Origin of the sequence: Streptomyces sp. NPDC006544 (assembly GCF_040611715.1) — a bacterium.
Classification (GTDB): Bacteria; Actinomycetota; Actinomycetes; order Streptomycetales; family Streptomycetaceae; genus Streptomyces.
Window position 1 is genome coordinate 1 of sequence record NZ_JBEXOV010000107.1, and the last position, 22,347, is coordinate 22,347.

A 22,347-nucleotide genomic window follows, 5' to 3' on the forward strand; every position below is an offset into this window, starting at 1 on the left:
CTTCCGCTCGTTCGTTCGCAAAAAGCTACTTGACGCTAAGTAGCTTAGCGGTAAGCTACTTACAAGCGACCTACTCGGGGGGAACGATGACGGCCGCGCGAGGCCGCCTCGGCGAGGTCACGCAGCGCACGGTCGAGAACCACCCCCTCGCACGACGTACCGCGCGACGTTCCTCCCCCGTCGACCAGGGCCACCTTGCCGTAGGCCGGTGCCCGGTGGCCCCGCATCGCCTCCAGCGACCGCGCGAACCGGGCCATGACCCGGGCAGCCGCGCGCCGGTCGCGCGCGAGCAGTTCCTCCAGGTTCTCCCCCGGGAGGTCCTCGACGATCGCGAGGTCCGCCGGGCCGTGGGCGCCGTCGCCGTCGCCGTCGACGTGCCGGATCGCCGGGACGCGGACGCCGAGCGCGTCCAGCCGCGCGTGCGCTGCCAGGAACAGGCCGAGCGCGAGGCCGGGCGAGAACGGGTCGGTGAGATCGTCATCGCCTTCGGCCGTCGGCCAGTAGTTCTCGGCGTCGTCCCACAGGTAGGCGATCGCCGTCGTCGCGTCGTCCATCACCAGGCGGTACACGCCCTTCTTGCTGCCGCCCGCGACCCGTTCGACCGCCTCCAGCCGCCGGCCGCCGCCCAGCGCGGCCCGCGCCGCATCCGCCAACCGCTCTCGCGTCACTGCTCCGGGTGCCACGTTCCGAACCGCCTCTCCCCTACGTCAATCTGCGCACCCTAGGGGAACATCGGCGGGACGGCGATGCGTCCGGGATCGAGGGCGATCCGTACGAGGTCGACGGCTCTTCGGCGAAGGCGCCGGTGCGGGCTCAGGCGGCCGCGGCCGACTCGGGCGGGCAGTCGCGGCAGCGGCCCGGGTGCGGGGAGCGGAAGGCCCGCTCGCAGCCGTCGCAGGTCTGGAACGGCTCCGGACGCCCGCCCGGCCTGGCGGCCGGAGCCGGGGGCAGGTGCGGCGGGAGGAGCGTCGTGAGGCGGTACGCCAGCAGGGAGGCGGGGTTGCGCATCGGCTCGGGCAGGTTCCCGGCCAGGATCAGCCCGACGGATTCGGGGTCGGCCCCGCGGTCCAACCAGGTCGAGACCTCGGGCGCGAGCCGCCGCACGTCGCGCTCGGCCAGCAGCAGCCGCGGATCGTACCGCCGCAGCCCGGCGAGCAGATCGGCCGCACCGGGGTGCAGGGGCGCCTGCGGCTGAGGCCGCGACGGGGGCCGGGCCGCGGGCTCGACGCCGACGCCCTGCCGCGGATCAGGGCTCACGGCCGGGCCCGGGACCGGTACCGCCGACGGCTCCGGGGCCGGGGTCGGCTCGGGAGCGGAGGTCAGGGCCGGAGGCGGATTCAGGGCGGGGGCCGCGGCCAGGGCCGTCGACGGAGTCGGGGCAGAGGACGGGGCCGGGGCCGGGGCCGCCGGCAGAGTCGGAGCCATCGGCGGAGTCGGGGCCGGGGCTGGAGTCGGGGCCGGGGCCGGGACGGGCCCCAGGTCCGTCGGGGGCGCGGGCGGAGGCGGCGGGGCGGGCGGGTTCGGGGGCGCGGGCGGTGGAGCCGGAGGCGGCGACCCGGGCCGAGGCGGCGGGGCGGACCCGGGGCCTCCAGGGGCGCCCGGGCCTCCAGGGGCTCCAGAGGTGCCCGGGCCGTCGGGGGGACCGGCCCCCGGCTTGTTGTACGAGTACGTCCGGGTCACCACCTGCCCGGTGTCCAGCCGCTCGCGCCGCCGCTCCAGGTAGCCCTGGCGCTCCAGCTCCCGCAGGGCGGAAGCGAGCCGCTTCTCCCCCTCCGGGAACCGCTCGGCCAGCGCCTTGATGCCGACCGGCGCCCCGTCCGGCAGGGACTGGATGTGCGCCGCGACCCCGATGGCCGTCGCCGACAGCTCGCGGTGCTGGAGGAGGTGGTTGCCGACCACGGTGAAGTGACGCGTGTGCCACGTGTTGACGTGGATGACACCGGATCGGGGGGTCCCGGTACCAACTCGGGACGAGGCGCGCGAGGGCGCGCTAGGCTGCTCAAGAGCCATAGGGAAGCGGCTACTTCCTAATTGGTCAGGCCCTCGACCGGGATTGCAGTCCCGCCGGGGGCCGTCTCATGTTCTGTGGTGGTCGGGGCGAGCATATGCCCGCCAACCGGTCCGAAATCCAGCTCAGTTGGCACAGTTCACCCGACCGAGCGACGCGGGCCGGTGGGGTGGGGTGGGTTGGTTCTTTCTCCCGTTTCTTTGGCTCTTTTTACGTCTGGGCATCCCGGATCGCGGCTCTCCGCGACGCGGCGACGAGCGAGACCTCCGCCCGCACGGCCTTCCGACGAACCGAACCGCCGGCCCTCCCCTCGCGCCCCCGCCGTCCGCGAGCCCTTCGGCCGGCACCACCCCACCCCGACCCCCGCCCCCGCGTCGCGGATCCGCGGGATCCGGTCACCCCGGGCCCCGCGTCCCGCGTCCCGCGCACCCCGACCGAGCAGCCGTTCGACCCGGACGCGCGGCCCGGCACGAGGGGGGACACCGCACGGCCGTGCCGACGCACCCCCTCGGGCGAGGTCCTCAACCACGAGGCCCGGGCGAGCCGATCGAGCCGATCGGACCAAGCGAGCCGATCGGACGGACCGTGACGCTGCCCGGCGGCATGACGATGCCCAGCACCACGCCACCGGCCACCCAGCAGCCGATGCCGACGCCCAGCGCCACCGGCACGGAGGCCCGCGTTCCGGCGAGCAGCAGCCAGGACGCGACCACTCCACTGATCATCGCCACGTCGTTGGCGACGAAGGCGGCCTCCTTGGCGCGGGACACGGCGGAGATCAGCCGGTGCAGGACGGTCGCGGCGGCCATCAGGAGCGGCGGCGCGGCGAGGCCGGTCAGCACCGCCTTCCACCACGGGACATGCGGGGCCAGCCCCAGGGCGGCCAGCATCGCCACGGAGGCCACCACCGCGAGCAGCACCGCGAACGGCGAGAGCCGGTCGCCGTCGTACATGAGGGCCAGGCTGAAGCAGAGCGCGCCCCCGATGACCACTCCCACCACCGCGGCCCAGACCCAGGACAGCGCGCCGAAGGCGGCGAACTGGCCGGCGACCGAGCCCGCGGACACCAGGAAGGCCAGCCAGGCCGCCTTCGGCGACACGCTGTTCTCCCGCGGGGCCGGCTGGAGCCTCGCCCGGGTCCGCGGGGACCGGTCCGCCGATGCGGCCGCCGGTACGGAGAGGGGCACGGCCCGCTCCCGGGCAGCCGGGGCCGGGGCCGCGGGAACCGGGGCCGGAGCCGCCGGAACCGGGGCCGGAGCCGCCGGAACCGGAGCCGGGGCCGGGGCCGGGCCGGACGGGGCCCGAAGCGTCCGCCGGACGGCGTCACCGGCCACCGGGCCGAACCCCGGCGCGGGGCCGAACCCGGGCGGGGCCGCGGGCGGGGCCTCGTACGGCTCCGAGGAGCGGCCGGGCCGGAGCTCAGCCCGCAGCCGCGCGGCGGTGTCGGCCGCGTCGTCCGGCCGGTCCGCCGGGTCCTTGCTCAGCAGGCCCAGGATCACCGCTTCGAGGCCGGCCGGTACGTCGGGGCGCCGGCGCCGCACCGGCGCCGGTGCCTGGTACGCGTGCTGGGCGAGGATCTCCCAGCCCGTGCCGGTGAACGGCGGGCTCCCGGTGAGCAGTTGGTAGAGCACGCACCCCAGCCCGTACAGGTCGCCGCGCGCGTCGGTCTCCTCCCCGCGTGCCTGCTCGGGCGACATGTACGCGGGAGTGCCCGTCACGGAGCCCGTGGTCGTCAGGCCCTGGACCCCGCTCTGCCGGGCGATCCCGAAGTCACAGATCTTGATCCGACCCGTCGCGGTCAGCAGGATGTTGGCGGGCTTGATGTCGCGGTGCACGATCCCGGCGCTGTGGGCCGCCTGTAATCCGAGGCAGACCTGCACGCCCCACTCCACCACGTCCTCGACCGTGGCCCGGCCTCCCTGCTCCCCGAGCGGCCGGCCGTCGACGAGTTCCATCACCAGGTAGACGACGGTCCGGTGCTCGATCACGGTCTCGCCGATGTCGAGGACGGCCACCACGTGCGGGTCCCAGAGGGCCGCGGCGGCCCGCGCCTCCGCGCGCAGCCGCCGCGCGAGTTTGTCGTCCGCGGGCCGGGAGATGACCTTCACCGCCACGTCCCGCTCCAGGCTCAGGTCGCGGCCCCGCCACACCTCACCCATCCCGCCGGCCCCGATGAGCCCGGTCAGCTCGTACCGGCCGGCCAGCGTCGTGCCGTCCACTCGCGCACCCCCCACTCGGCTGTTCCGCCGCGCCGTCGCTGCGAAGCACTGTAGGGCCCGGGGACCGGCCGGCGGCCTCCCTCTCCGAAAAGGGCCGCCGACGGGGCGCCCCCGCTCCGGCCACGGTCGCGGGAGAGCGCCGAGCGCCGAGCGCTGCGACGGAGGGCCCCACCGGGACCCCGCCGGGGCCCGGGGCTAGGGTGACCGGTTCGTCGGAAACCTCGGGCAGCAAAGGACGCAGTGCGATGACGTACCGCCGGGAGAGCATCGACCTGCCCGAGGACCGGGGATGCCTGCGGTGGGTGCTGGGGGTTCCGCTCGGGCTCATCCACCTGCTGAACCTCACCGCCGTGTGCGGGGCGCTGTTCGCCGGGCCGCGGGGCGAGTGGGACGACGACGGCTACGCGGGCGTCGGCGCCATGTGCTTCGTCTCGGTGTGCCTGAGCGTGCTGGGCCTGCTCGTCACCCTCCTCCCGAGCGTGCGCCGGGCCATGGGCGCCTGGTGGTTCGCTCCGCCGCTCCTCCTCGGGCTGATCGCCCTCGTCCGCGGGGAGACCTCGGGGTGAACGAGGCCGAACGACGCCACAGCCCCCGCCCGGACGGGGGCGGGGGCTGTGGCGAGTGGGCCGCGAGCCATGGGCGTACGACGTCACGCGTCACGGTCACGCGTCACGCCTGACGGCTCACGCCGGGACGAGCACCTTCGCCTCGTCGTCGGCGGTGGTGCGCTCCGCCGGCGCCGGCTCGTCGAGCGGGGAGGAGGAGGCGGTCGCGTAGGCCACCTTGTCCAGGATTCCCTCACGGGCGGCGACGACGACCGGGACCAGCGCCTGGCCGGCCACGTTGGTGGCGGTGCGCATCATGTCCAGGATCGGGTCGATCGCCATCAGCAGGCCCACGCCCTCCAGCGGGAGGCCCAGCGTGGACAGGGTCAGGGTCAGCATGACCGTCGCGCCGGTCAGACCGGCCGTGGCGGCCGAGCCGACGACCGAGACGAAGGCGATCAGCAGGTAGTCGGTGATGCCGAGCTGCACGTCGAAGATCTGCGCGATGAAGATCGCGGCGAGCGCCGGGTAGATCGCGGCGCAGCCGTCCATCTTGGTCGTCGCGCCGAACGGGACGGCGAAGGAGGCGTACTCCTTCGGGACGCCGAGGCGCTCGGTGACCTTCTGGGTGAGCGGCATGGTGCCGACGGACGAGCGGGAGACGAAGGCCAGCTGGATGGCGGGCCAGGCGCCCTTGAAGAACTGCAGCGGGTTGACCTTGGCGACCGTCCACAGCAGCAGCGGGTAGACGCCGAACATCACGAGCGCGGAGCCGACGTACACGTCGACCGTGAAGGTCGCGTACTTGCCGAGCAGGTCCCAGCCGTACGTGGCGATCGCGGTGCCGATGAGGCCGACGGTGCCGAGCGGGGCGAGGCGGATGACCCACCACAGGGCCTTCTGGAGCAGCTCCAGCACGGACTCGGCGAGGTTCAGGACGGGCTGCGCCTTGCTGCCGAGCTGGAGGGCCGCGATGCCGGCGACGGCGGCGAGGAAGACGATCTGCAGGACGTTCAGCTCGGTGAACGGCGTGACGATGTCCTTCGGCACGATGCCGGTGAGGAAGTCCAGCCAGGACCCGTGGCGCTTCGGCAGCTTGCCGTCCTGCGGGGTGAGGCCGGTGCCGGAGCCCGGGTTGGTGAGCAGGCCGATGCCGAGGCCGATGGCGACCGCGATCAGCGACGTGATCATGAACCAGAGCAGCGTGCGGGAGGCGAGCCTCGCGGCGTTGTTCACCTTCCGCAGGTTGGTGATCGACACCAGGATCGCGAAGAAGACGAGCGGGGCGACGGCCAGCTTCAGCAGCTGGACGAAGATGTCGCCGATCTGCTCGAGGGTGGTGCCGAGCCAGCTGATGTCCTGGCTACGGGAGATCCAGCCGAGCAGGACACCGAGCACGAGGCCGGTGACGATCTGGGCCCAGAAGGGGAACCTGAGCGAGGACTTCTTGGCGGGGGCCTCGGCCGGGGCCTTGGCGGCAGGGCTCTGCGGTGACGCGGACACGGACACTCTCCGGGTGGTTCTGCGGATCTGCGGTGGGGTGGTGGTGCGGTGCGGCAGCACCCGGAAGACGAGGAGCCGGGCGGGCGGGACCGCTGCTGTGCCAGGGGCTGGTCGCGGGACTCAGCGACAACAGCAACAGGCCGCGGACACGCGGCGGCAGAGGTCGACGTGCAGGCGCGCCACGAGCGGAACGCTCGTGGTCATCGGGTGCGCGGCAGCGGTCAACATGTTGAACACGCTAACACTTCTTCTTTGGGAATCTCAAAGTCATTCTTTGACCACACAGTCCGCCGGGGCCCGGCGCACGGTCCGGAAAACGCGAAAGCCCCAGCGTGACGGGCGGTGGACCCGTAGCTGGGGCGGTTCGGTGTGAGGAAGCTAACCGGACTCCGGTCAGGCCGCGCGGGCGGCGTCGTCGGCCGCGTCCTCCCGGCCGCGGTCAGCGGTGAGCTTCTCCTTCGCCCCCGCGACGCGCCCGCTGATGGCCGCGGACATCTCGTCGCGCTGCTTGCGCAGCAGCACGAAGGAGAGCGGGGCGGACAGGACGAGGGCGAGGAGCACGACCCAGGCCGGGTTGGCGTCCCCGAGGCCGGAGGGCACCCAGCCCAGCCGGACCAGACCCGCGACGAGAACGAGGCACCCGACGAAGATTCCCAGACGCATCGCGGTGTAGCGGATCGTCGCGCTCGGCTTGAGGGACACGGTGACCCCTGCTCTCTGTGTCGTCTATGTCGGCTCGTGCCCGTCCAGTGAAGCACGCCGGGCCTACGGGCACGGGCGCCGGGGGTCGTCCGCGGGGACGAGGCGCAGGGAGGCGAGCGGAACCTTCAGCGCCGCCTTCGCCCCGGCGTCCCACAGCACGGCCCTCCCGCCCGCATCGCCCATCAGCAGGTACGCCGTGCCCGGGTCGAGCGCTCCCCCCTCGACCGGCACCTTGTTCAGGTCGCCGACCGGCTGGACGCACATCCACTCCGGTGTGATGCCGTAGTAGGGCGGCGGAGTGCGGCCCGCCGCGGCGTCGGCCACCGCCCGGGAGCCGGACGCGGCCGCGGGCTCCACGATCAGCACCCAAGCGCCCTGCAGCACGCAGTAGAGCGAGAGCACCGCCGCCGTGGCGTAGCCCATCCAGCGGTCCCTGACCATGAGGTGCAGGTGCTTGGCGTACCCCAGCAGGGCGGGGGTCAGCAGCCACAGCGACAGGGCGACCGCGACCCTCAGCGCCCCGATCAGCCGCCAGACGGCGGGCACGTCCACGTCCTCGAGGTCGAGTTCGAAGGCGTCCAGGTACGCGGCGGGCAGGGCGAGGCCCAGACCGGGCAGCAGCACCACGACGAGCGGCAGCAGGCCGGGCAGCAGCCACGGCAGCGTCCGCCGCCAGCTCGACTGCCGGACGAGCAACCAGATGCCCGTCCCCACCAGATAGCCGAACCCCAGGCCGACGGCGACGAGCAGGAAGCCGGTCGCGGCGTCCGGCGCCTTGACGACGCCGTTGACGCCGACGGCGGCCACTCCCCCGACCGCCGCCGCGGCCGCGGCGGCGGCGCCCGGGAAGGAGAGCACGGGCACGGCACGCCGCAGGATCACCACCGCGGCGGCCGCGGCCAGCACGAGGACGGGCAGGACCGGCCACCAGGCCGCGACACCCCGGTCCCAGAACACCCCGATCCACGCCCCGCACACGAGCGCGAGCAGCGCGGGAAGGCGCACCATGGCGAACTGCCGCATGGGGCCGCGCCGCCGTGGCGGCGGGTGGGCGGGCGGCCTGGCTCCCATCGACCGGCGGACCCGCACACCGGCCGGAGCCGGCGGCGCCCCGGGCAGCGGCCGCGCGGCCAGGGCCCGCGCCCCGGCCGCGCCGGCCGCCCGCACCTGGCGGCCGGTGTCGGACCCGCCGGACGTCACGGCCCACCAGTCGGCGGCCCGTTCGCGGACGCGTTCGCGCAGCGGCAGCGGAGTGGTGCACGGGCCCAGCCGCGGCTGCTGGTAGGCGTACCAGACGGGCAGGTCCAGCGGATCGCGGTCCACGAGCTGCACGGCTTCGACGGAGAGGTCGAGGACGATGCGGTCCGCGAGGTCCTCCAGCCGTTCGCGGGCGCCCGTGGCCGCCCGGTAGGAGGAGCCCCGGAAGCGCAGTTCGACCATGTAGGAGCAGTCGCCCCCGGTGCTCGGCGTGAGCTCCGGGCCGTCCTTCTCGAGGACCTCCCAGCCCTGCGCCGCGACCCCCTCCTCGAAGAGCCGGCGATCGGTCTCCGTCCCCCGCAACGAGACCAGGGCTACGGCCCTCTGGTCCCACCCCGCCACTTTCGCCACCCTGTTCCCCCCTCGCCCGCCCGGCCCCGGCGAGAAGGCCTCGGCTCCCCCCGTGAAGGGGGAGCCGAGGCCTTCTCGTGCGTCCGGTGCGCGTGCGCGTCAGACGCGCATCGCCTGCGGCGTCTCGCGCAGCCCCGCGTCCGGGCCGGGGTACTCGCGGATGATCTCGTAGCGCGTGTTGCGCTCGACCGGGCGGAAGCCCGCGTCGCGGATCAGCTCCAGCAGGTCCTCGCGGCCCAGCTTGTTGGGGGTGCCGTAGTTGTCGGCGTCGTGCGTGATCTTGTACTCGACGACCGACCCGTCCATGTCGTCCGCGCCGTGCTGCAGCGCGAGCTGGGCGGTCTGCACGCCGTGCATCACCCAGAAGACCTTGACGTGCGGCACGTTGTCGAAGAGCAGACGGGAGACCGCGAAGGTCTTGAGGGCCTCCGCGCCGGTCGCCATCGTCGTGCGCGCCTGGAGCTTGTTGCGTACCTTGCCGTCCTGCATGTCCACGAAGTCGTGCTGGTAGCGCAGCGGGATGAAGACCTGGAAACCGCCGGTCTCGTCCTGCAGTTCGCGCAGCCGCAGCACGTGGTCCACGCGGTGGCGCGGCTCCTCGATGTGCCCGTAGAGCATGGTCGCGGGCGTCTTGAGGCCCTTCGCGTGCGCGAGGCGGTGGATGCGCGACCAGTCTTCCCAGTGGGTGCGGTGGTCCACGATGTGCTGGCGGACCTCCCAGTCGAAGATCTCCGCGCCGCCGCCGGTGAGCGACTCCAGGCCGGCCTCGATCAGCTCGTCGAGGATGTCGGAGGCCGACATCCCGGAGATCGTCTCGAAGTGGTGGATCTCGGTCGCCGTGAACGCCTTCAGCGAGACGTCCGGCAGCGCCTCCTTCAGCGCGGAGAGCGAGCGCGGGTAGTACCGCCACGGCAGCGTCGGGTGCAGGCCGTTGACGATGTGCAGCTCGGTGAGGTTCTCGTTCTCCATGGCCTTGGCCAGGCGCACGGCCTCTTCGATGCGCATCGTGTACGCGTCCTTCTCGCCCGGCTTGCGCTGGAACGAGCAGTAGGCGCACGACGCGGTGCACACGTTCGTCATGTTGAGGTGACGGTTGACGTTGAAGTGGACGACGTCGCCGTTCTTGCGCGTCCGCACCTCGTGGGCGAGGCCGCCGAGCCAGGCCAGGTCGTCCGACTCGTAGAGGGCGACGCCGTCCTCACGGGTCAGCCGCTCGCCGGAGCGAACCTTGTCCTCCAGCTCACGCTTGAGCCCAACGTCCATGCCGGTCCTCTCCTCTGTCCTCTGTCTCGCGCACCCTGCGGCACCGTCCCGCCGCGACACCATGAGGTGCGCGTGCCCCGCAACCGCCCCCAACCGTACTCTCAGCCCTCCTCGGGCAGACCCCCGACCCGGTTCTCCCACTTGGTGGAGAGCACGATCGTGGTACGGGTCCGCGAGACGCCCTTGGTACCGGAGAGCTTGCGGATGATCTTCTCGAGCCCGTCCACGTCGTTGGCGCGCACCTTCAGCATGAAGGAGTCGTCGCCGGCGATGAACCAGCAGTCCTCGATCTCCGTCAGGTCGCGCACCCGCCGGGCCACGTCCTCGTGGTCCGCGGCGTCGGAGAGGGAGATGCCGATCAGTGCCGTGACACCGAGGCCGAGCGAGGCCGCGTCCACGGTCGCGCGGTAGCCCGTGATGACTCCGGCGGTCTCCAGCCGGTTGATCCGGTCGGTGACGCTGGGGCCGGAGAGGCCCACGAGCCGTCCCAGCTCCGCGTACGAGGCACGTCCGTTCTCACGAAGTGCCTGGATGAGCTGCCTATCCACGCTGTCCATATGCCTGGAGCCTTCCATTATTCGGCGATCCCACGAGTTTACGTATAGAATCAAAGGCACACAGGGTCAACACCCTGTGAATCTTTTAACAGGTCAGAGAATGATCTGACAATCTTCAGGAGTGGTTCACCGTGTACACGATCGAGATGGCCTACGCGCACATGCGACAGCTCCAGGAGCTGGCCAACCGATCCCGCACCGACCAGCCCGCAGCCGCCCACCGCGTCGACAAGACCCGCAAGCCGGGGCGTGCCAAGAAGGGCTGAACGCCCTCGCTGAAGGGCTAGACACCCTCAGTGCCCCCGCTCGCCCCCCGGGGAGCGCGGGAGCCTCCGAGCTCCCCCTCCCACCGGCGGTACAGCACGTGCGGCACCCCTGCCGCGTCGAGCACCCGCCCCGCGACGAAGTCCACCAGATCCTGGATGTGCGTCGCGCCCGCGTAGAACGCCGGAGAGGCGGGCAGCACCACTGCGCCCGCCTCGTCCAGCGCCACCAGATGCTTCAGCGTCTGCCCGCTCAGCGGGGTCTCCCGTACCGCGACCACCAGCCGGCGCCGTTCCTTGAGCGTCACGCTCGCCACCCGCTGGAGCAGGTCCTTCGACAGCCCGAGCGCCACGCCGGCCACACAGGCCGTGGACGCGGGCACGATCAGCATCCCCTTGACGGGGTACGAGCCGCTGCTCGGCCCGGCCGCCAGATCGCCGGCGCCCCAGTGGCGGACGCCGTCCAGTTCCGGCCGCGCGAAGGTCGCGGGCTTCCCGTCCGCCCCGCGCTCCAGCCACTCGGCCAGGTCGTCCCGCCAGTGCGCGTCGCGGAAGGCGATCCCCGTCTCGTCCAGCAGCGTCAGCCGCGACGCGCGGCTCACCACCAGGTCCACGCTCTCGCCCGCCGCCAGCAGCCCACGGATCACCGCCGCCGCGTACGGCGTCCCGGACGCCCCGGAAACCCCGACCACCCACGGGGTGCGCTTGCCCTCAGTCATACCTCCGAGACTATCCGGCCACCGCCGATGGGCACTGGCTAAGGTGTCCCCACGTTCAAGGGGTGGACACGCGGGCACGGGCGCGCGGGCACGCGGACGCGACACGGGCGCGCGGGAGCGGTACGCGGCGGCACTCTGCGGCGGCGGTCGGAAGCGGGAGGCGGGGGGCCATGGGCGGCATCGGAAGAGGAAGCGGAAGCAGAGGCGGCATCAGGAACGGGACCGGGAACGGCATGCGCGAGGGCGAGTGGACCCGAGCGGACCGGGCCAAGGCCGCCGCGAAGCTGATGCTGGGCTGGGTGGCCCTGCTGTGGCTGATCGAGCTCGTCGACCACGCCACGGGCCACGCCCTGGACGCGTACGGGATCGCCGCGCGCGAGTCGGACGGCCTGACCGGAATACCCCTGGCGCCGTTCCTGCACTTCGGCTTCGACCACGTGGCGTCCAACAGCGTCCCGCTGCTCGTCCTCGGCTTCGTCACCGCGCTCAGCGGGATCCGCCGCTTCCTGGCCGTCGCCGCCGCCATCACCCTCGCCGACGGGTTCGCGGTCTGGCTGATCTCCCCGTCCCACAGCATCACTGCGGGCGCCTCGGGCCTGATCTTCGGCCTCTTCGGCTATCTGCTCGTACGGGGCTTCGTCGAGCGCAGTCCGCTGGGCGTCGTCGTCGCCGTGGTCATCGCGGCGTTCTGGGGCACCACCTTCCTGGCCGGCGCCCTGCCGACGGACTCGATGGTGAGCTGGCAGGCCCACCTCTTCGGCCTCCTGGCGGGCGCGGGCGTGGCCCTGCTGGCACGGCCGCGCCGGGCGGTGTTCTAGGGCCGGGCGCCCGGATCGACGGGCAGTTCGGCCGTCTCGACGGAGAGCTTGCCGATACCCGACTCCACAACGACGGTCTGCCCGTACGGAATCACGTCCCGGCCCAAGTAGCCCTCGGGGCCCGGGTTCCACAGAGTCACGCAGTGCGCCTTGTACGGATCAAAGATCAGGTAGTGCGGAATGCCGCGAGCCGCGTAGGCCTTGTTCTTGATCTCGTAGTCGTTGCGCACGCTGCTCGGGGAGACCACTTCCACGGCAAGCTCGATGAGGTCCGGCGCATAGGCGCTCAGATTCTTGGCCACCTCCGCCGCCGGGATCACTGCGAGGTCGGGACAGAACTCGTTCTGTCCGTCGAAGGGAACCGCCACATCGCTGAGGAAACCCCACTCGCCGGACATCTGAGGCTTCAGTGCGCTTCACAACGCCCAGATGGTGGCGTTGTGGTGGGGCTTGAGCGGACTCATCACGATGTTGCCCTCGACAAACTCCGTCCGGTACCCGGGGAACATGTCCTCGAACCGGCTGAGCTGTGAGTGCAGGCGGTCGCTCTCCGAGACGGTCACGTCGGCCTCCCTGTCCATGCACTCGATGGTATGCCGCACGCCAGCCACCGGGGCAGACCCCGAACCGCCGGATCGGGCTGAGCACACACGATCGGGTTACAGGGACAGTCCCCGGACCACCAGGTCGAGCAGGGCGCAGACGAAGAGCGCCATGCCGATGAAGCCGTTCACCGTGAAGAAGGCGCGGTTCAGGCGGGACAGGTCGTGCGGCGTGACGATGGTGTGCTCGTAGACGAAGGCCGCCACGACGACCAGCAGGCCGAACCAGAACAGCGGGCCGGCGTCCGTCGCGACGGCGTACCAGGCCAGCAGGGCCGTGGTCACGACGTGCGCGCCGCGGGCGCCCCACAGGGCGGCCGGGATGCCGAAGCGGGCGGGGACGGACCGGACGCCCTCCGCGCGGTCGGCGGCCACGTCCTGGCAGCCGAAGATCAGGTCGAAGCCGCCGATCCACACGCCCACGGCGAGGCCGAGGATCACCGCGTCCCACGACCACGTGCCGGTGATCGCGATCCAGGCCCCGACCGGCCCCATGGCCTGGGCGAGGCCCAGGATGGCGTGCGGGAAGTCCGTGAACCGCTTCCCGTACGGGTACACCACCATCGGTACGACGGCGACGGGCGCCAGCACCAGGCAGAGCGGGTTCAGCAGCGCCGCCGCCCCGAGGAAGACGGCCAGCGCGATCCCGGCCCCGGTCCAGGCGGAGCGCACCGACACCGCCCCGGTGACCAGCTCCCGCCCGGCGGTGCGGGGGTTGCGCGCGTCGATCTCCCGGTCGATGATCCGGTTGGCGGCCATCGCGAAGGTCCGCAGCCCCACCATGCAGACGGTGACGAGCAGCAGCTCGCTCCAGTGCATCACGCCGTCGAGCGTGAACATGGCGGTGAGCGCGGCGATGTAGGCGAAGGGCAGCGCGAAGACCGAGTGCTCGATCATCACGAGCCGCAGGAAGGCCTTCACCTTCCCCCTGGCCTCCGGCGCGGGTCCGGGGCCGACAACACCCTCTGCGGTCGTCATCATGCGAGTTCCCTCCGGAACGCTTCGAGGTGGGCCAACTGGTCGCCCAGGGGAACGGCGCCGATCTCCAGGTCGAGGTGCGAGGTCTCGTCGTGCCCGCACGGCGTGACACGTGCCAGGAACACGACGCTGTCGTCGAGTCGGCGTACGTGGACGCTCAGCGGATTGTCGCGGCCCTCGCTGACGACCACGCTGAAGTGCTCGCGCGGCGCGAAAGGCTCGTCGGGGGCGAAGCCTTCGAGCAGCCGGTCCGCGAACGCCGCGACGTCCCCGGTACTCACTCCGGCGGCTTCGAAGTCCGCCGAGAAGCAGCCGTCCCAGTCGGCGGTGAGCCGCCAGAACCCGTCGGCCGTCTCCGGCGCGGTGAGCCGCACCGAGCTGATGTCGTCACCGAGCCGCAGCTGCGACGGGAATCCGTCGGCGGCGGTCGTCATCATGCGAGTGATCTCCGGAAGTCTTCGAGGTCGGCCAGGAGCTCCGCCGTCGGGAGTGCGCCGAGCTCCAGGGTCCGGGGGGTGGCTTCGGCTTCGTCCTCTTCGGGCGGGGTCACGTGGGCGGTGAGCACCCAGGCGTCGCCGGACGGGCGGGCTTCGAGGCGCAGGAAGTTCCCGGCCTCGGCGGTGAACGGCTCGGCGGCCGCGAGGGCGCGCTGGAGCTGCTCCGCGAAGTCGTCCGCCTCGATGTCGCGCGCGCCGGGCAGCTCGAAGCCGCCGCCCTCTTCGTCCGCTTCGAACATCACGGCCCAGGTGTCGCCGGTTCCCGCGAACTCCTCGGGGCTCACACCCGCCTGCTCGGCGGCGATGAGCACCCCGGGCTGGGTCGGGTCGATCCTGGGGCGCGCCAGGGCCACGTAGGCCGCGTCGGTGCCGAGGAAGAGCTCCGGGCCCTCCACCGCGATCGGGCTCACAGTCCGTACTCCTTCCAGCGGCGGTCCACCAGGGCCGCCGTCGCGGGGTCGGACTCGACCATGTCGGGCCACCCCCCGTCGCGCGTGTACCCCTCTTCGGGCAGCTTCTTCGTGGCGTCGATGCCCGCCTTGCCGCCCCAGAACTGCTGGTACGAGGCGTGGTCCAGGTGGTCGACCGGGCCCTCGACGACCGTCAGGTCGCGGGAGTAGTCCGTGTTGCCGAGCGCCCGCCAGGAGACCTCGTGGAGGTCGTGGACGTCGCAGTCCTTGTCGACCACGATGATCAGCTTGGTCAGCGACATCATGTGCGCGCCCCAGATGGCGTGCATGACCTTCTGAGCGTGCTTCGGGTACTTCTTGTCGATCGAGACGATCGCGCAGTTGTGGAAGCCGCCCGACTCGGGGAGGTGGTAGTCCACGATGTCCGGGACGATGATCTTGAGGAGCGGCAGGAAGAAGCGTTCCGTCGCGCGGCCCAGCGGACCGTCCTCCGTCGGCGGCCGGCCGACGACGATCGACTGGATCAGCGGACGCTTGCGCATCGTCACGCAGTCGATCTTCAGGGCCGGGAAGGGCTCCTGCGGGGTGTAGAAGCCGGTGTGGTCGCCGAACGGACCCTCCGGCAGCGTCTCCCCCGGCTCCAGCCAGCCCTCGATGACGACCTCGGCGTTGGCCGGGACCTGGAGCGGGACCGTCTTGCAGTCCACCATCTCGATCCGCTTGCCCGCCACGAACCCGGCGAACAGGTACTCGTCGATGTCGCCCGGCAGCGGCGCGGTCGACGCGTACGTCACGGCCGGCGGGCAGCCGAAGGCGATCGCGACCGGCAGCCGCTCACCGCGCGCGGCGGCGACCGCGTAGTGGTTGCGGCTGTCCTTGTGGATCTGCCAGTGCATGCCGATGGTGCGCCTGTCGTGGCGCTGGAGGCGGTAGAGCCCCAGGTTGCGCACGCCCGTCTCCGGGTGCTTGGTGTGCGTGAGGCCGAGGTTGAAGAAGGACCCGCCGTCCTTGGGCCAGGTGAAGAGCGCGGGCAGCTGGTCCAGGTCCACGTCGTCGCCGGTGAGGACGACCTCCTGGACGGGCGCGGAGTCGCCCTTCACCTTCTTCGGCGGGACGTGCACCATCGAGCCGAGCTTGCCGAAGGCCTCGCGGACGCCGATGAACCCCTGCGGCAGCTCGGGCTTGAGCAGGCCGCCGATCTTCTCGCTGATCTCGGCGTAGGACTTGAGGCCCAGCGCCTTGAGCAGCCGCCGGTCGGTCCCGAAGACGTTCATGGCCAGGGGCATCGACGAGCCCTTGACGTTCTCGAAGAGCAGCGCGGGCCCGCCCGCCTTGTTCACTCTGTCGACGATCTCCCCGACCTCCAGGTACGGGTCGACTTCGGCCTTGATGCGCTTGAGGTCGCCCTCCCGCTCCAGGGCCCGGAGCAGGGAGCGGAGATCGTCGTAAGCCATGCGGGCAATTGTGGCATCCCCGCTCAGAGCCCGGACCCCGGCGGGCCCTCTACCCTGGACGGGACAACCGCGGCCCGCCCGGGTCGCACCGTTCTTCTGGGGGTCGGTCCCACACCGTGCTGCGCTATCTGCCGTTCCTGCTGATCATCGCGCTGACCATCTACGCCTTCATCGACTGCCTGAACACGCCGGAAGAAGAGGTCAAGCACCTGCCCAAGGTGGTCTGGGTCCTGATCATCCTGCTCTTCTCGATCGTCGGACCGGTCGTATGGCTGTTCGCGGGCAAGAAGCGGACGGTCGGGGCCGGCGGCGCCGGCGGCCGGGCGCGCCGGACCCAGTGGGTGGCCCCGGACGACAACCCCGAGTTCCTGAAGTCCCTGCGCGCGGAGCAGGACAGCCGGGACGGCAAGGAATCCGACACGGACACCGGCAAGGACAAGGACAAGGACAAGGACTGAGTGCGCGGCCCGGGCTCCGGCCCGGGCTCCGGCAGGCTCAGACCGCCCAGGGCAAGGGCCGGGAGCCCTCGGTGCCGGGGACGCTGACGACGCCGTCGGCGCGCATGGCGACGTAGACCTCGGTGTCCGCGAGGGCGTGGACGCGGCGCACGGCGTCCGGGGCCAGGACGAGGACCTGGCCGGCCGCGACCTTCTCGGTCCGGCCCTCGCAGGTCACCTCCAGGACTCCGGCGGTGACCGTCCAGACCTGCTCGCGGCTGACGGAGTGTTCGGGGCCGGCGGCCCCGGCGGCCATGGCGGTGTGCCAGGTGCTCAGTTCCGCGCTGCCGCGGCTGGGGGAGGCGAGGCCGGTCATGGTCGCGTTCGGCGTGGTGACGACGTGCTCGGGGGACGTGGTGATGACGCGCACGGTGGTTCCTTCCCTGGGGCTCATGTAAGTCAAGGTGCTTTACTCACCTTGAGTAAAGCACCTTGACTCCCCCGTGTCATCATGTTTCCGTGACCCACCACCCCAGCGAAGACGGCCAGCGCACCGACGACGACGGAGGCCGCGGGGAGGGCATGGAGCTCGCCTTCCTCCTCGGCCTCGGCTTCCAGCTGCTGCTCGGCGAGTTCACCCGCCGCCTCGAGGAATCCGGGCACGCCGACCACCTGCGCCCCCTGCACGGCATGGCCTTCCAGGCCCTCAAGGGCCCCGGGGCGACGGCCAGCGAGCTCGGCGAGCGGCTCGGGGTGACCAAGCAGGCCGCCGGGCAGATCGTCGACGACCTGGAGCGGCGGGGATACGTGCGGCGCGAGCCGCACCCCGAGGGCGGCCGGCGCAAGCTGGTGGTGCTGACGCAGGCGGCGGTCAGCCACATGGAGGCCGCCGGGCGCGTGCTGCACGCCCTGGAGGCCGAGCTCGGCCACGGCGGCCACGGCGGCCGCGCCGGCGTCGGCGGCTCCGGCGTCGGCGGCTCCGGCGTCGACCTCCCCGTGCTCCGCGCGGAGCTGGGCCGCCTGATCCACGCGCTGAACGGCGACCGCCCGCTCCCGGCGCTGCGACCCGCCTGGTGACGCGCGGGAGGGGCCGGTCCGCCTTCGGGCGGACCGGCCCCTCCGTGTACTGCGGGCGGCGCGGCACGTGACGCCGATGCGCCGCCGCGTCTCCCGTACCGCCGGCGTCAGACGCCCGCGTACGAGTGCTTGCCGCTGAGCAGGATGTTGACGCCGTAGTAGTTCCAGATCCAGCACGCGAACGCGAACAGCGCGAGGTACGCGGCCTTGCGGCCCTTCCACCCGGCGGTGGCACGGGCGTGCAGGTAGCAGGCGTAGGCCACCCAGGTCACGAAGGACCAGACCTCCTTGGGGTCCCAGCCCCAGTAGCGGCCCCACGCGTCGCCGGCCCAGATCGCGCCCGCGATGATCGTGAAGGTCCACAGCGGGAAGACCGCCGCGTTGATGCGGTACGAGAACTTGTCCAGCGAGGCGGCCGACGGGAAGCGCTCCATGACCGAGGTGGAGAACCTGCCCGGCGTACCGCCGTTCGCGAGCTTCGCCTCGTAGGAATCGCGGAACAGGTACAGGACCGCGCCCGCCGCTCCGATGTAGAAGACCGCGCCGCAGAAGATCGCGGTGGAGACGTGGATCCACAGCCAGTACGAGTGCAGGGCCGGGACCAGCTGGTCGCTGTCCGTGTAGAGCCACGTCGTGGCGATGCCCAGGTCCAGCAGCACGGTGGTGACCAGGAACAGGCCGAGCCAGCGGACGTTCTTCTTCAGCGCCAGGAGCGCCAGGTACGCACCGACGGCCACCGTGCCGAAGGTGATCGAGAACTCGTACATGTTGCCCCAGGGCGCCCGCTCCACCGACAGCGCGCGGGTGACGACCCCGCCCGCCGCGAGGAGGAAGCCGAGGGTGGTCAGGGAGACCGCGATCCGCCCGTACAGGTCGCCCTGGACCGTGCCGCCGGACGCGCCGGGGCCGTCCGGGACGTCGCGGGTGCCGGCGGCGCTGCGCGTGACGACCTTGGGCTTGTCGAGGACGGCGGTGCCCCCGGTCTCACCGGCCGCACCGGCGCTCCGCACCCCCTTGCCCCGCACCTGGACGGCGGGCGCGTCGGCCCGCGTCCCGGACTGGGTGAGCGCGGCGGCCGTACGGGCCACCTTGCTGCGGCTCCCGAAGATCCACTCGGTGATGTGGGCGAGGAAGGCGAGCGTGTAGACCGCCATCGACGCGTAGATCAGGTTGTTGCTGAGGTGAGCCAGACTCTCGTTGGCTGCGGCCGCGAGCTGCATCAGGCGCGCTCCCCTTCGTCTTCGGCACGTTCGTGGGCAGGTGGGGTGGGGATCGGGGTGGGAACCGGCTCCGCCGTGGGCGCCTGCTCGTGGAGCGCTCCGGACAGCGCCGACAGCTCCTCGGGAAGCTTGGCGGACTCGCTGCGGCCGAGGCCGGCCATCTCGACGACGGTCACCCCGTCCTCACCGGCGACCGCGCGGACCCAGATCCGGCGGCGCTGGATGAAGAGGGAGCCCGCGAGGCCCGCGATGGCGGCGGCGGCGCCCCCGAGGGCGAGCCCGCTGCCGGGCTGCTGGGTGACCGAGAAGGTGGCCCAGCGCTCGATGCCCTCGAACGTCACGGTGCCCTGACCGCCCGGCAGCTCCATGCTCTGCCCGGGCAGCATCCGCTTCGCGAGCGGCTTGCCGTCCTCGGTCTTGAACTGCTCCATCTTGGAGGTGTCCAGCTGGTACACGTTCTGCGGAAGGCCCGAGTCCACCCCGAGGCTGCCGTGCCACGCGTTGAGCGCGAGCGCGGGTGCGTCCAGCTCCGGGAACTGGGAGAACATCGTGCCCTCGCCGGCCCCCGCGAAGGTGGGCACGAACATCGCCGCGAAGCCGAGCTGGGTCGCCTTCCCGTCCTTGTCCTTGTACCCGTCGGTGACCTTGACGGCGCCGGTGGAGGTGAGGTTGGCGTCCTGCGGAAGCATCGGCACGGCATCCTTGAAGATCACCTTGCCGGCCGGGTCGGTCACCGAGATGACCGGCGCGTAGCCGTGACCCAGCAGGTACACCTTGGAGCCGTCCACCTCCAGCGGCTTGTTGACCTGGATCTCGCGCTTCTGCGGGCTTCCGTGGGCGCCGTTGGTGAAGGTGACGTACGCCTTGAACTCGCGCGGGGTCCCCTTCTGCGGGCCGGTGCGCTCGAAGGTCGCGTCGAACTTGTCCAGCGTGAAGGAGAAGGGCGGCAGGTCGTCGGAGTCGAAGAGCGTGCCCGACTTGAAGTCGTCGTACTGGGTGAGCGTGTTCGAGAAGCCCTGGCCGCGCAGGACGAGCTTGCCGCCCTCGGACTTGAAGTACTGGCCCCAGGCGAAGGCGATCAGCATCACGATCAGCGCGACGTGGAAGAGCAGGTTCCCGGCTTCGCGCAGATAGCCCTTCTCGGCGGAGACCGACCCCCGGCCCGCCTCCGTACGGAAGCGGTGGCCGCCGAGCAGGGTCCGGGCGTACGAGAGCACCTCGTCCGGGGACCTGTCCGTACGCCACGTCGTGTACGCGGGCATCCGGTCGAGCCGCCTCGGCGCGGCCGGCGGGCGGCCGCGGAGCTGGCCGACGAACTGCCAGGAGCGCGGCAGGATGCAGCCGATCAGCGAGATGAACAGCAGCAGGTAGATCGCGGAGAACCACACCGAGCTGTAGACGTCGAAGAGCTGGAGCTTCTCGGCGACGCCCACCCAGGAGGCGTGCTCCCTCTTCCAGGCGGCGACCTTCATCAGGTCGACCTGGTTCTGCGGGATCAGCGAGCCCGGGATCGACGCCAGGGACAGCATGAAGAGCAGGAGCAGCGCCACCCGCATCGAGGTGAGCTGCCGCCAGAACCAGCGGGCCCAGCCGAACACGCCGATGCCCACGGGGCCGCCGGGGGCATCCTCCAGGGGGGCGGTGGACAGCTGCGCGCCGGCCGCCGCCTCGGCGGAGGCCTCGGCGGCCTCGGCGGAAGCGGAATCCGTCGATTCGTGCGGCGCCTCGGGGGACGCCTTGTCGGTCGTACTCATGTCCGTGTAATCCTCAGATCCCCACCGTGAAGCCTTGGGTCCAGCTCTGCATGTCGCTGACGATGCTGCTCCACCATCCTGTGACGAGCAGCAGGCCCGTCAGGATCAGCATGCCGCCCCCGATGCGCATCACCCACGCATAGTGCTTCTTCACCCAGCCGAACGCCCCCAGCGCCTTGCGGAACGCGAGCGCCGTGGCGATGAAGGGCAGTCCGAGTCCCAGGCAGAACACGACGGTCAGCAGCGCTCCGCGGCCCGCGGTCGCCTGGTCGATGGAGAGGGTGCCGACGGCCGCGAGGGTCGGGCCCATGCAGGGGGTCCAGCCGAGGCCGAACAGCACGCCGAGCAGGGGCGCGCCGACCAGGCCGACGGCCGGCTTCTTGTGGAAGCGGAACTCGCGCATCGTCAGGCCCGGGATCGCGCCCATGAAGAACAGGCCGAGCAGGATGACCAGACCGCCGAGGACCTGCGAGATGACGCCCTTGTGGGCGTCCAGGGTGCGCCCGAAGTAGCCGAACAGCGCGCCGGTCGAGGTGAACACGGCGGTGAAGCCGAGGACGAACAGGCTCGCGCCGCCGAGCATCCGGCCGCGCCGGGCCTCGGCGAGGTCGGCTCCGCCGACGCCGGTCACGTAGGAGAGGTAGCCCGGGACGAGCGGCAGCACGCAGGGCGAGAAGAAGGAGACCAGCCCGGCGAGCAGCGAGATGGGCAGGGCCAGCAGCAGGGCGCCGTTGAGGACCGTCGTGTTCACGCCGGTCGCCTCGGCGGCGAGGACGGCCCCGGAGAGCTCGGTGACCACGAGGTCACTTCTCCGCGAGGAGCGGGTCGATCATCGAGCGCAGCTGTTCCTCGTTGACCGCGGCCAGGGTGCGCGCGGCGATCTTGCCCTCCTTGTCGAGGACGATCGTGGAGGGGATCGCGTTCGGGTTGAGCGTGCCCTTGGGGAACCGGAGCATCAGCTTGCCGTCCGGGTCGAAGAGGCTCGGGTAGGTGATCCCGTAGGTCTCCTCGAAGGAGGCGGCGTTCTGCTTGCTGTTGTCCCGGGTGTTGAGGCCGACGAAGGCGACCTCCTGGCCGGAGGCCGCCAGGTCCTTGGACACGTTCGCGAAGTACGGGGCCTCCGCGCGGCACGGCGGGCACCAGGAGCCCCAGACGTTGAGGACGACGACCTTGCCCTTGAGCGTGGTGGTGTCCAGCGTCGCGCCGTCCACGGTCTCGCCGTCGAGCTTGGGCGCCTCGGTGCGGTCCGCCCTGGCGACGGTGGAGATGCCGCCGGGGCCCGTGACGTAGTTGCCGCCGGCCGAACCGGAGGACTTGCCGGCGCCGTCCGAACCGCCGCACGCCGTGAGGGTGACGGCGCTCGCGAGGGCCACCGCGGTCAGCAGGACGGCGCGGCCGGGGGTCGAGCGGCGGCTTCTACGACGGACACGCGCGCGGCTAAGGCTCATGTGAAAAGTTTCGCATGACCGAATTGCCGATCTTCCGCGCCCCCCGGGGGCGCGCCCGGGGCTGGTCGGCCCCGTCCGGGCGGGAGTTGCCGCACCGCGCGACAACTCCCGGACCATACGTACGAAATAAGGACAAAGCCCTATCGCGCCGTGCCCGGACCGCGTCTAGGCCCAATGCTGGTGATTTAGGTCGGGTGCTGCCGGGCGATGCTGATGGTGGCTGGTGCGGGTGGCGGCCAGTTGTGGTGTTCGGCTCGTTTGCGGG

24 protein-coding genes and 1 pseudogene are annotated in these 22,347 nt (G+C 71.8%); 5 read left to right on the top strand and 20 right to left on the bottom strand.

Translation table 11 applies throughout. The annotated features are described in order from the left end of the window. Positions 1 to 95: 95 nt before the first annotated feature. From ABZY44_RS32125 to ABZY44_RS32135, 3 genes and pseudogenes are all read right to left on the bottom strand, one after another. Positions 96 to 668 (bottom strand): annotated as a pseudogene (locus ABZY44_RS32125) (aminoglycoside phosphotransferase family protein); the annotation flags it as partial. A 145-nt stretch (positions 669 to 813) separates the two neighbouring features. After that, positions 814 to 1,899: a hypothetical protein gene (locus ABZY44_RS32130; protein WP_356660024.1), complete on the bottom strand. Its 1,086-nt coding sequence runs from the start codon at positions 1,897 to 1,899 to the stop codon at positions 814 to 816. Positions 1,900 to 2,529: 630 nt separating this feature from the next. Next, positions 2,530 to 4,227: a serine/threonine-protein kinase gene (locus ABZY44_RS32135; RefSeq protein ID WP_356660026.1), complete on the bottom strand. Its 1,698-nt coding sequence runs from the start codon at positions 4,225 to 4,227 to the stop codon at positions 2,530 to 2,532. 245 nt (positions 4,228 to 4,472) lie between these two features. Here ABZY44_RS32135 and ABZY44_RS32140 point away from each other — a divergent pair, with 245 nt between their 5' ends. Further along, positions 4,473 to 4,793 (top strand): hypothetical protein, encoded by a 321-nt coding sequence (locus ABZY44_RS32140; RefSeq protein WP_356660028.1) that lies wholly within the window; start codon positions 4,473 to 4,475, stop codon positions 4,791 to 4,793. 117 nt (positions 4,794 to 4,910) lie between these two features. Here the strand turns inward: ABZY44_RS32140 and ABZY44_RS32145 are convergent, their stop codons facing one another. From ABZY44_RS32145 to ABZY44_RS32165, 5 genes are all read right to left on the bottom strand, one after another. Further along, the gene (locus ABZY44_RS32145) at positions 4,911 to 6,281 is read right to left on the bottom strand and encodes a dicarboxylate/amino acid:cation symporter (protein WP_356660030.1); all 1,371 of its coding nucleotides are present in this window, start codon (positions 6,279 to 6,281) and stop codon (positions 4,911 to 4,913) included. Between the two features lie 387 nt (positions 6,282 to 6,668). Beyond that, positions 6,669 to 6,938 (bottom strand): DUF4229 domain-containing protein, encoded by a 270-nt coding sequence (locus ABZY44_RS32150; RefSeq protein WP_356660068.1) that lies wholly within the window; start codon positions 6,936 to 6,938, stop codon positions 6,669 to 6,671. Between the two features lie 102 nt (positions 6,939 to 7,040). Continuing rightward, positions 7,041 to 8,585 (bottom strand): hypothetical protein, encoded by a 1,545-nt coding sequence (locus ABZY44_RS32155; protein ID WP_356660032.1) that lies wholly within the window; start codon positions 8,583 to 8,585, stop codon positions 7,041 to 7,043. Between the two features lie 99 nt (positions 8,586 to 8,684). Next, positions 8,685 to 9,848: an aminofutalosine synthase MqnE gene (gene mqnE, locus ABZY44_RS32160; RefSeq protein ID WP_356660034.1), complete on the bottom strand. Its 1,164-nt coding sequence runs from the start codon at positions 9,846 to 9,848 to the stop codon at positions 8,685 to 8,687. A gap of 101 nt (positions 9,849 to 9,949) precedes the next feature. Further along, complete coding sequence (locus ABZY44_RS32165) at positions 9,950 to 10,405, bottom strand: Lrp/AsnC family transcriptional regulator (RefSeq protein ID WP_356660036.1); 456 nt, start codon at positions 10,403 to 10,405, stop codon at positions 9,950 to 9,952. Between the two features lie 131 nt (positions 10,406 to 10,536). On the opposite strand from ABZY44_RS32165, the gene ABZY44_RS32170 reads away from it, so the two are divergent. Further along, on the top strand, positions 10,537 to 10,671 hold the full coding sequence (locus ABZY44_RS32170) for a hypothetical protein (RefSeq protein WP_356660038.1): 135 nt from the start codon (positions 10,537 to 10,539) through the stop codon (positions 10,669 to 10,671). Positions 10,672 to 10,688: 17 nt separating this feature from the next. Here ABZY44_RS32170 and ABZY44_RS32175 read toward each other — a convergent pair whose 3' ends face one another. Beyond that, the gene (locus ABZY44_RS32175) at positions 10,689 to 11,387 is read right to left on the bottom strand and encodes a UbiX family flavin prenyltransferase (protein WP_356660040.1); all 699 of its coding nucleotides are present in this window, start codon (positions 11,385 to 11,387) and stop codon (positions 10,689 to 10,691) included. A gap of 233 nt (positions 11,388 to 11,620) precedes the next feature. On the opposite strand from ABZY44_RS32175, the gene ABZY44_RS32180 reads away from it, so the two are divergent. Further along, a complete protein-coding gene (locus tag ABZY44_RS32180) occupies positions 11,621 to 12,205 on the top strand; it encodes a rhomboid family intramembrane serine protease (RefSeq protein ID WP_356660042.1) in 585 nt (194 codons plus the stop codon). Here the strand turns inward: ABZY44_RS32180 and ABZY44_RS32185 are convergent. The 6 genes from ABZY44_RS32185 to ABZY44_RS32210 form a co-directional block, all read right to left on the bottom strand. Next, positions 12,202 to 12,603 (bottom strand): Uma2 family endonuclease, encoded by a 402-nt coding sequence (locus tag ABZY44_RS32185; protein ID WP_356660044.1) that lies wholly within the window; start codon positions 12,601 to 12,603, stop codon positions 12,202 to 12,204. The genes ABZY44_RS32180 and ABZY44_RS32185 overlap by 4 nt on opposite strands. Positions 12,604 to 12,621: 18 nt before the next feature. Continuing rightward, positions 12,622 to 12,786 (bottom strand): hypothetical protein, encoded by a 165-nt coding sequence (locus ABZY44_RS32190; RefSeq protein WP_356660046.1) that lies wholly within the window; start codon positions 12,784 to 12,786, stop codon positions 12,622 to 12,624. A 78-nt stretch (positions 12,787 to 12,864) separates the two neighbouring features. Beyond that, positions 12,865 to 13,788: a menaquinone biosynthesis prenyltransferase MqnP gene (gene mqnP / locus ABZY44_RS32195; protein ID WP_356660048.1), complete on the bottom strand. Its 924-nt coding sequence runs from the start codon at positions 13,786 to 13,788 to the stop codon at positions 12,865 to 12,867. Then, on the bottom strand, positions 13,785 to 14,222 hold the full coding sequence (locus ABZY44_RS32200; protein WP_356660050.1) for a hypothetical protein: 438 nt from the start codon (positions 14,220 to 14,222) through the stop codon (positions 13,785 to 13,787). Before ABZY44_RS32200 ends, mqnP begins: the two co-directional genes overlap by 4 nt. Continuing rightward, complete coding sequence (locus ABZY44_RS32205; protein WP_356660052.1) at positions 14,219 to 14,692, bottom strand: hypothetical protein; 474 nt, start codon at positions 14,690 to 14,692, stop codon at positions 14,219 to 14,221. The genes ABZY44_RS32200 and ABZY44_RS32205 overlap by 4 nt, the downstream gene beginning before the upstream one ends. Next, positions 14,689 to 16,146: a menaquinone biosynthesis decarboxylase gene (locus ABZY44_RS32210; protein WP_356660054.1), complete on the bottom strand. Its 1,458-nt coding sequence runs from the start codon at positions 16,144 to 16,146 to the stop codon at positions 14,689 to 14,691. Before ABZY44_RS32210 ends, ABZY44_RS32205 begins: the two co-directional genes overlap by 4 nt. 116 nt (positions 16,147 to 16,262) lie before the next feature. Between ABZY44_RS32210 and ABZY44_RS32215 the strand changes: the two genes are divergently transcribed. Further along, positions 16,263 to 16,604 (top strand): PLD nuclease N-terminal domain-containing protein, encoded by a 342-nt coding sequence (locus tag ABZY44_RS32215; protein WP_356660056.1) that lies wholly within the window; start codon positions 16,263 to 16,265, stop codon positions 16,602 to 16,604. 37 nt (positions 16,605 to 16,641) lie between these two features. Here the strand turns inward: ABZY44_RS32215 and ABZY44_RS32220 are convergent, their stop codons facing one another. Continuing rightward, a complete protein-coding gene (locus ABZY44_RS32220) occupies positions 16,642 to 17,037 on the bottom strand; it encodes a cupin domain-containing protein (protein WP_356660058.1) in 396 nt (131 codons plus the stop codon). Between the two features lie 128 nt (positions 17,038 to 17,165). On the opposite strand from ABZY44_RS32220, the gene ABZY44_RS32225 reads away from it, so the two are divergent. Then, a complete protein-coding gene (locus ABZY44_RS32225) occupies positions 17,166 to 17,660 on the top strand; it encodes a MarR family transcriptional regulator (RefSeq protein ID WP_356660070.1) in 495 nt (164 codons plus the stop codon). 107 nt (positions 17,661 to 17,767) lie between these two features. Here the strand turns inward: ABZY44_RS32225 and ccsB are convergent, their stop codons facing one another. The 4 genes from ccsB to ABZY44_RS32245 are packed head-to-tail and all read right to left on the bottom strand — an operon-like array spanning position 17,768 to position 22,082. Then, positions 17,768 to 18,880, bottom strand: coding sequence for a c-type cytochrome biogenesis protein CcsB (gene ccsB / locus ABZY44_RS32230; RefSeq protein WP_356660060.1), 1,113 nt, complete (start codon positions 18,878 to 18,880; stop codon positions 17,768 to 17,770). Then, a complete protein-coding gene (locus tag ABZY44_RS32235; protein ID WP_356660062.1) occupies positions 18,880 to 20,634 on the bottom strand; it encodes a cytochrome c biogenesis protein ResB in 1,755 nt (584 codons plus the stop codon). Before ABZY44_RS32235 ends, ccsB begins: the two co-directional genes overlap by 1 nt. A 13-nt stretch (positions 20,635 to 20,647) precedes the next feature. After that, positions 20,648 to 21,433 (bottom strand): cytochrome c biogenesis protein CcdA, encoded by a 786-nt coding sequence (locus ABZY44_RS32240; RefSeq protein WP_356660064.1) that lies wholly within the window; start codon positions 21,431 to 21,433, stop codon positions 20,648 to 20,650. 4 nt (positions 21,434 to 21,437) lie between these two features. Further along, positions 21,438 to 22,082 (bottom strand): TlpA disulfide reductase family protein, encoded by a 645-nt coding sequence (locus ABZY44_RS32245; protein WP_356660066.1) that lies wholly within the window; start codon positions 22,080 to 22,082, stop codon positions 21,438 to 21,440. Positions 22,083 to 22,347 lie beyond the last annotated feature (265 nt).

Bases quoted from the DNA above. Each gene is read 5' to 3' on its own strand.
- ccsB (WP_356660060.1), bottom strand. From the start codon at position 18,880: ATGCAGCTCGCGGCCGCAGCCAACGAGAGTCTGGCTCACCTCAGCAAC.
- ABZY44_RS32165 (WP_356660036.1), bottom strand. From the start codon at position 10,405: ATGGACAGCGTGGATAGGCAGCTCATCCAGGCACTTCGTGAGAACGGA.
- ABZY44_RS32200 (WP_356660050.1), bottom strand. From the start codon at position 14,222: ATGATGACGACCGCCGCCGACGGATTCCCGTCGCAGCTGCGGCTCGGT.
- ABZY44_RS32185 (WP_356660044.1), bottom strand. From the start codon at position 12,603: ATGTCCGGCGAGTGGGGTTTCCTCAGCGATGTGGCGGTTCCCTTCGAC.
- ABZY44_RS32225 (WP_356660070.1), top strand. From the start codon at position 17,166: ATGGAGCTCGCCTTCCTCCTCGGCCTCGGCTTCCAGCTGCTGCTCGGC.
- ABZY44_RS32175 (WP_356660040.1), bottom strand. From the start codon at position 11,387: ATGACTGAGGGCAAGCGCACCCCGTGGGTGGTCGGGGTTTCCGGGGCG.
- ABZY44_RS32140 (WP_356660028.1), top strand. From the start codon at position 4,473: ATGACGTACCGCCGGGAGAGCATCGACCTGCCCGAGGACCGGGGATGC.
- ABZY44_RS32235 (WP_356660062.1), bottom strand. From the start codon at position 20,634: ATGAGTACGACCGACAAGGCGTCCCCCGAGGCGCCGCACGAATCGACG.
- ABZY44_RS32210 (WP_356660054.1), bottom strand. From the start codon at position 16,146: ATGGCTTACGACGATCTCCGCTCCCTGCTCCGGGCCCTGGAGCGGGAG.
- mqnP (WP_356660048.1), bottom strand. From the start codon at position 13,788: ATGATGACGACCGCAGAGGGTGTTGTCGGCCCCGGACCCGCGCCGGAG.
- ABZY44_RS32220 (WP_356660058.1), bottom strand. From the start codon at position 17,037: ATGAGCCCCAGGGAAGGAACCACCGTGCGCGTCATCACCACGTCCCCC.
- mqnE (WP_356660034.1), bottom strand. From the start codon at position 9,848: ATGGACGTTGGGCTCAAGCGTGAGCTGGAGGACAAGGTTCGCTCCGGC.
- ABZY44_RS32180 (WP_356660042.1), top strand. From the start codon at position 11,621: ATGCGCGAGGGCGAGTGGACCCGAGCGGACCGGGCCAAGGCCGCCGCG.
- ABZY44_RS32150 (WP_356660068.1), bottom strand. From the start codon at position 6,938: ATGCGTCTGGGAATCTTCGTCGGGTGCCTCGTTCTCGTCGCGGGTCTG.
- ABZY44_RS32245 (WP_356660066.1), bottom strand. From the start codon at position 22,082: ATGAGCCTTAGCCGCGCGCGTGTCCGTCGTAGAAGCCGCCGCTCGACC.
- ABZY44_RS32190 (WP_356660046.1), bottom strand. From the start codon at position 12,786: ATGGACAGGGAGGCCGACGTGACCGTCTCGGAGAGCGACCGCCTGCAC.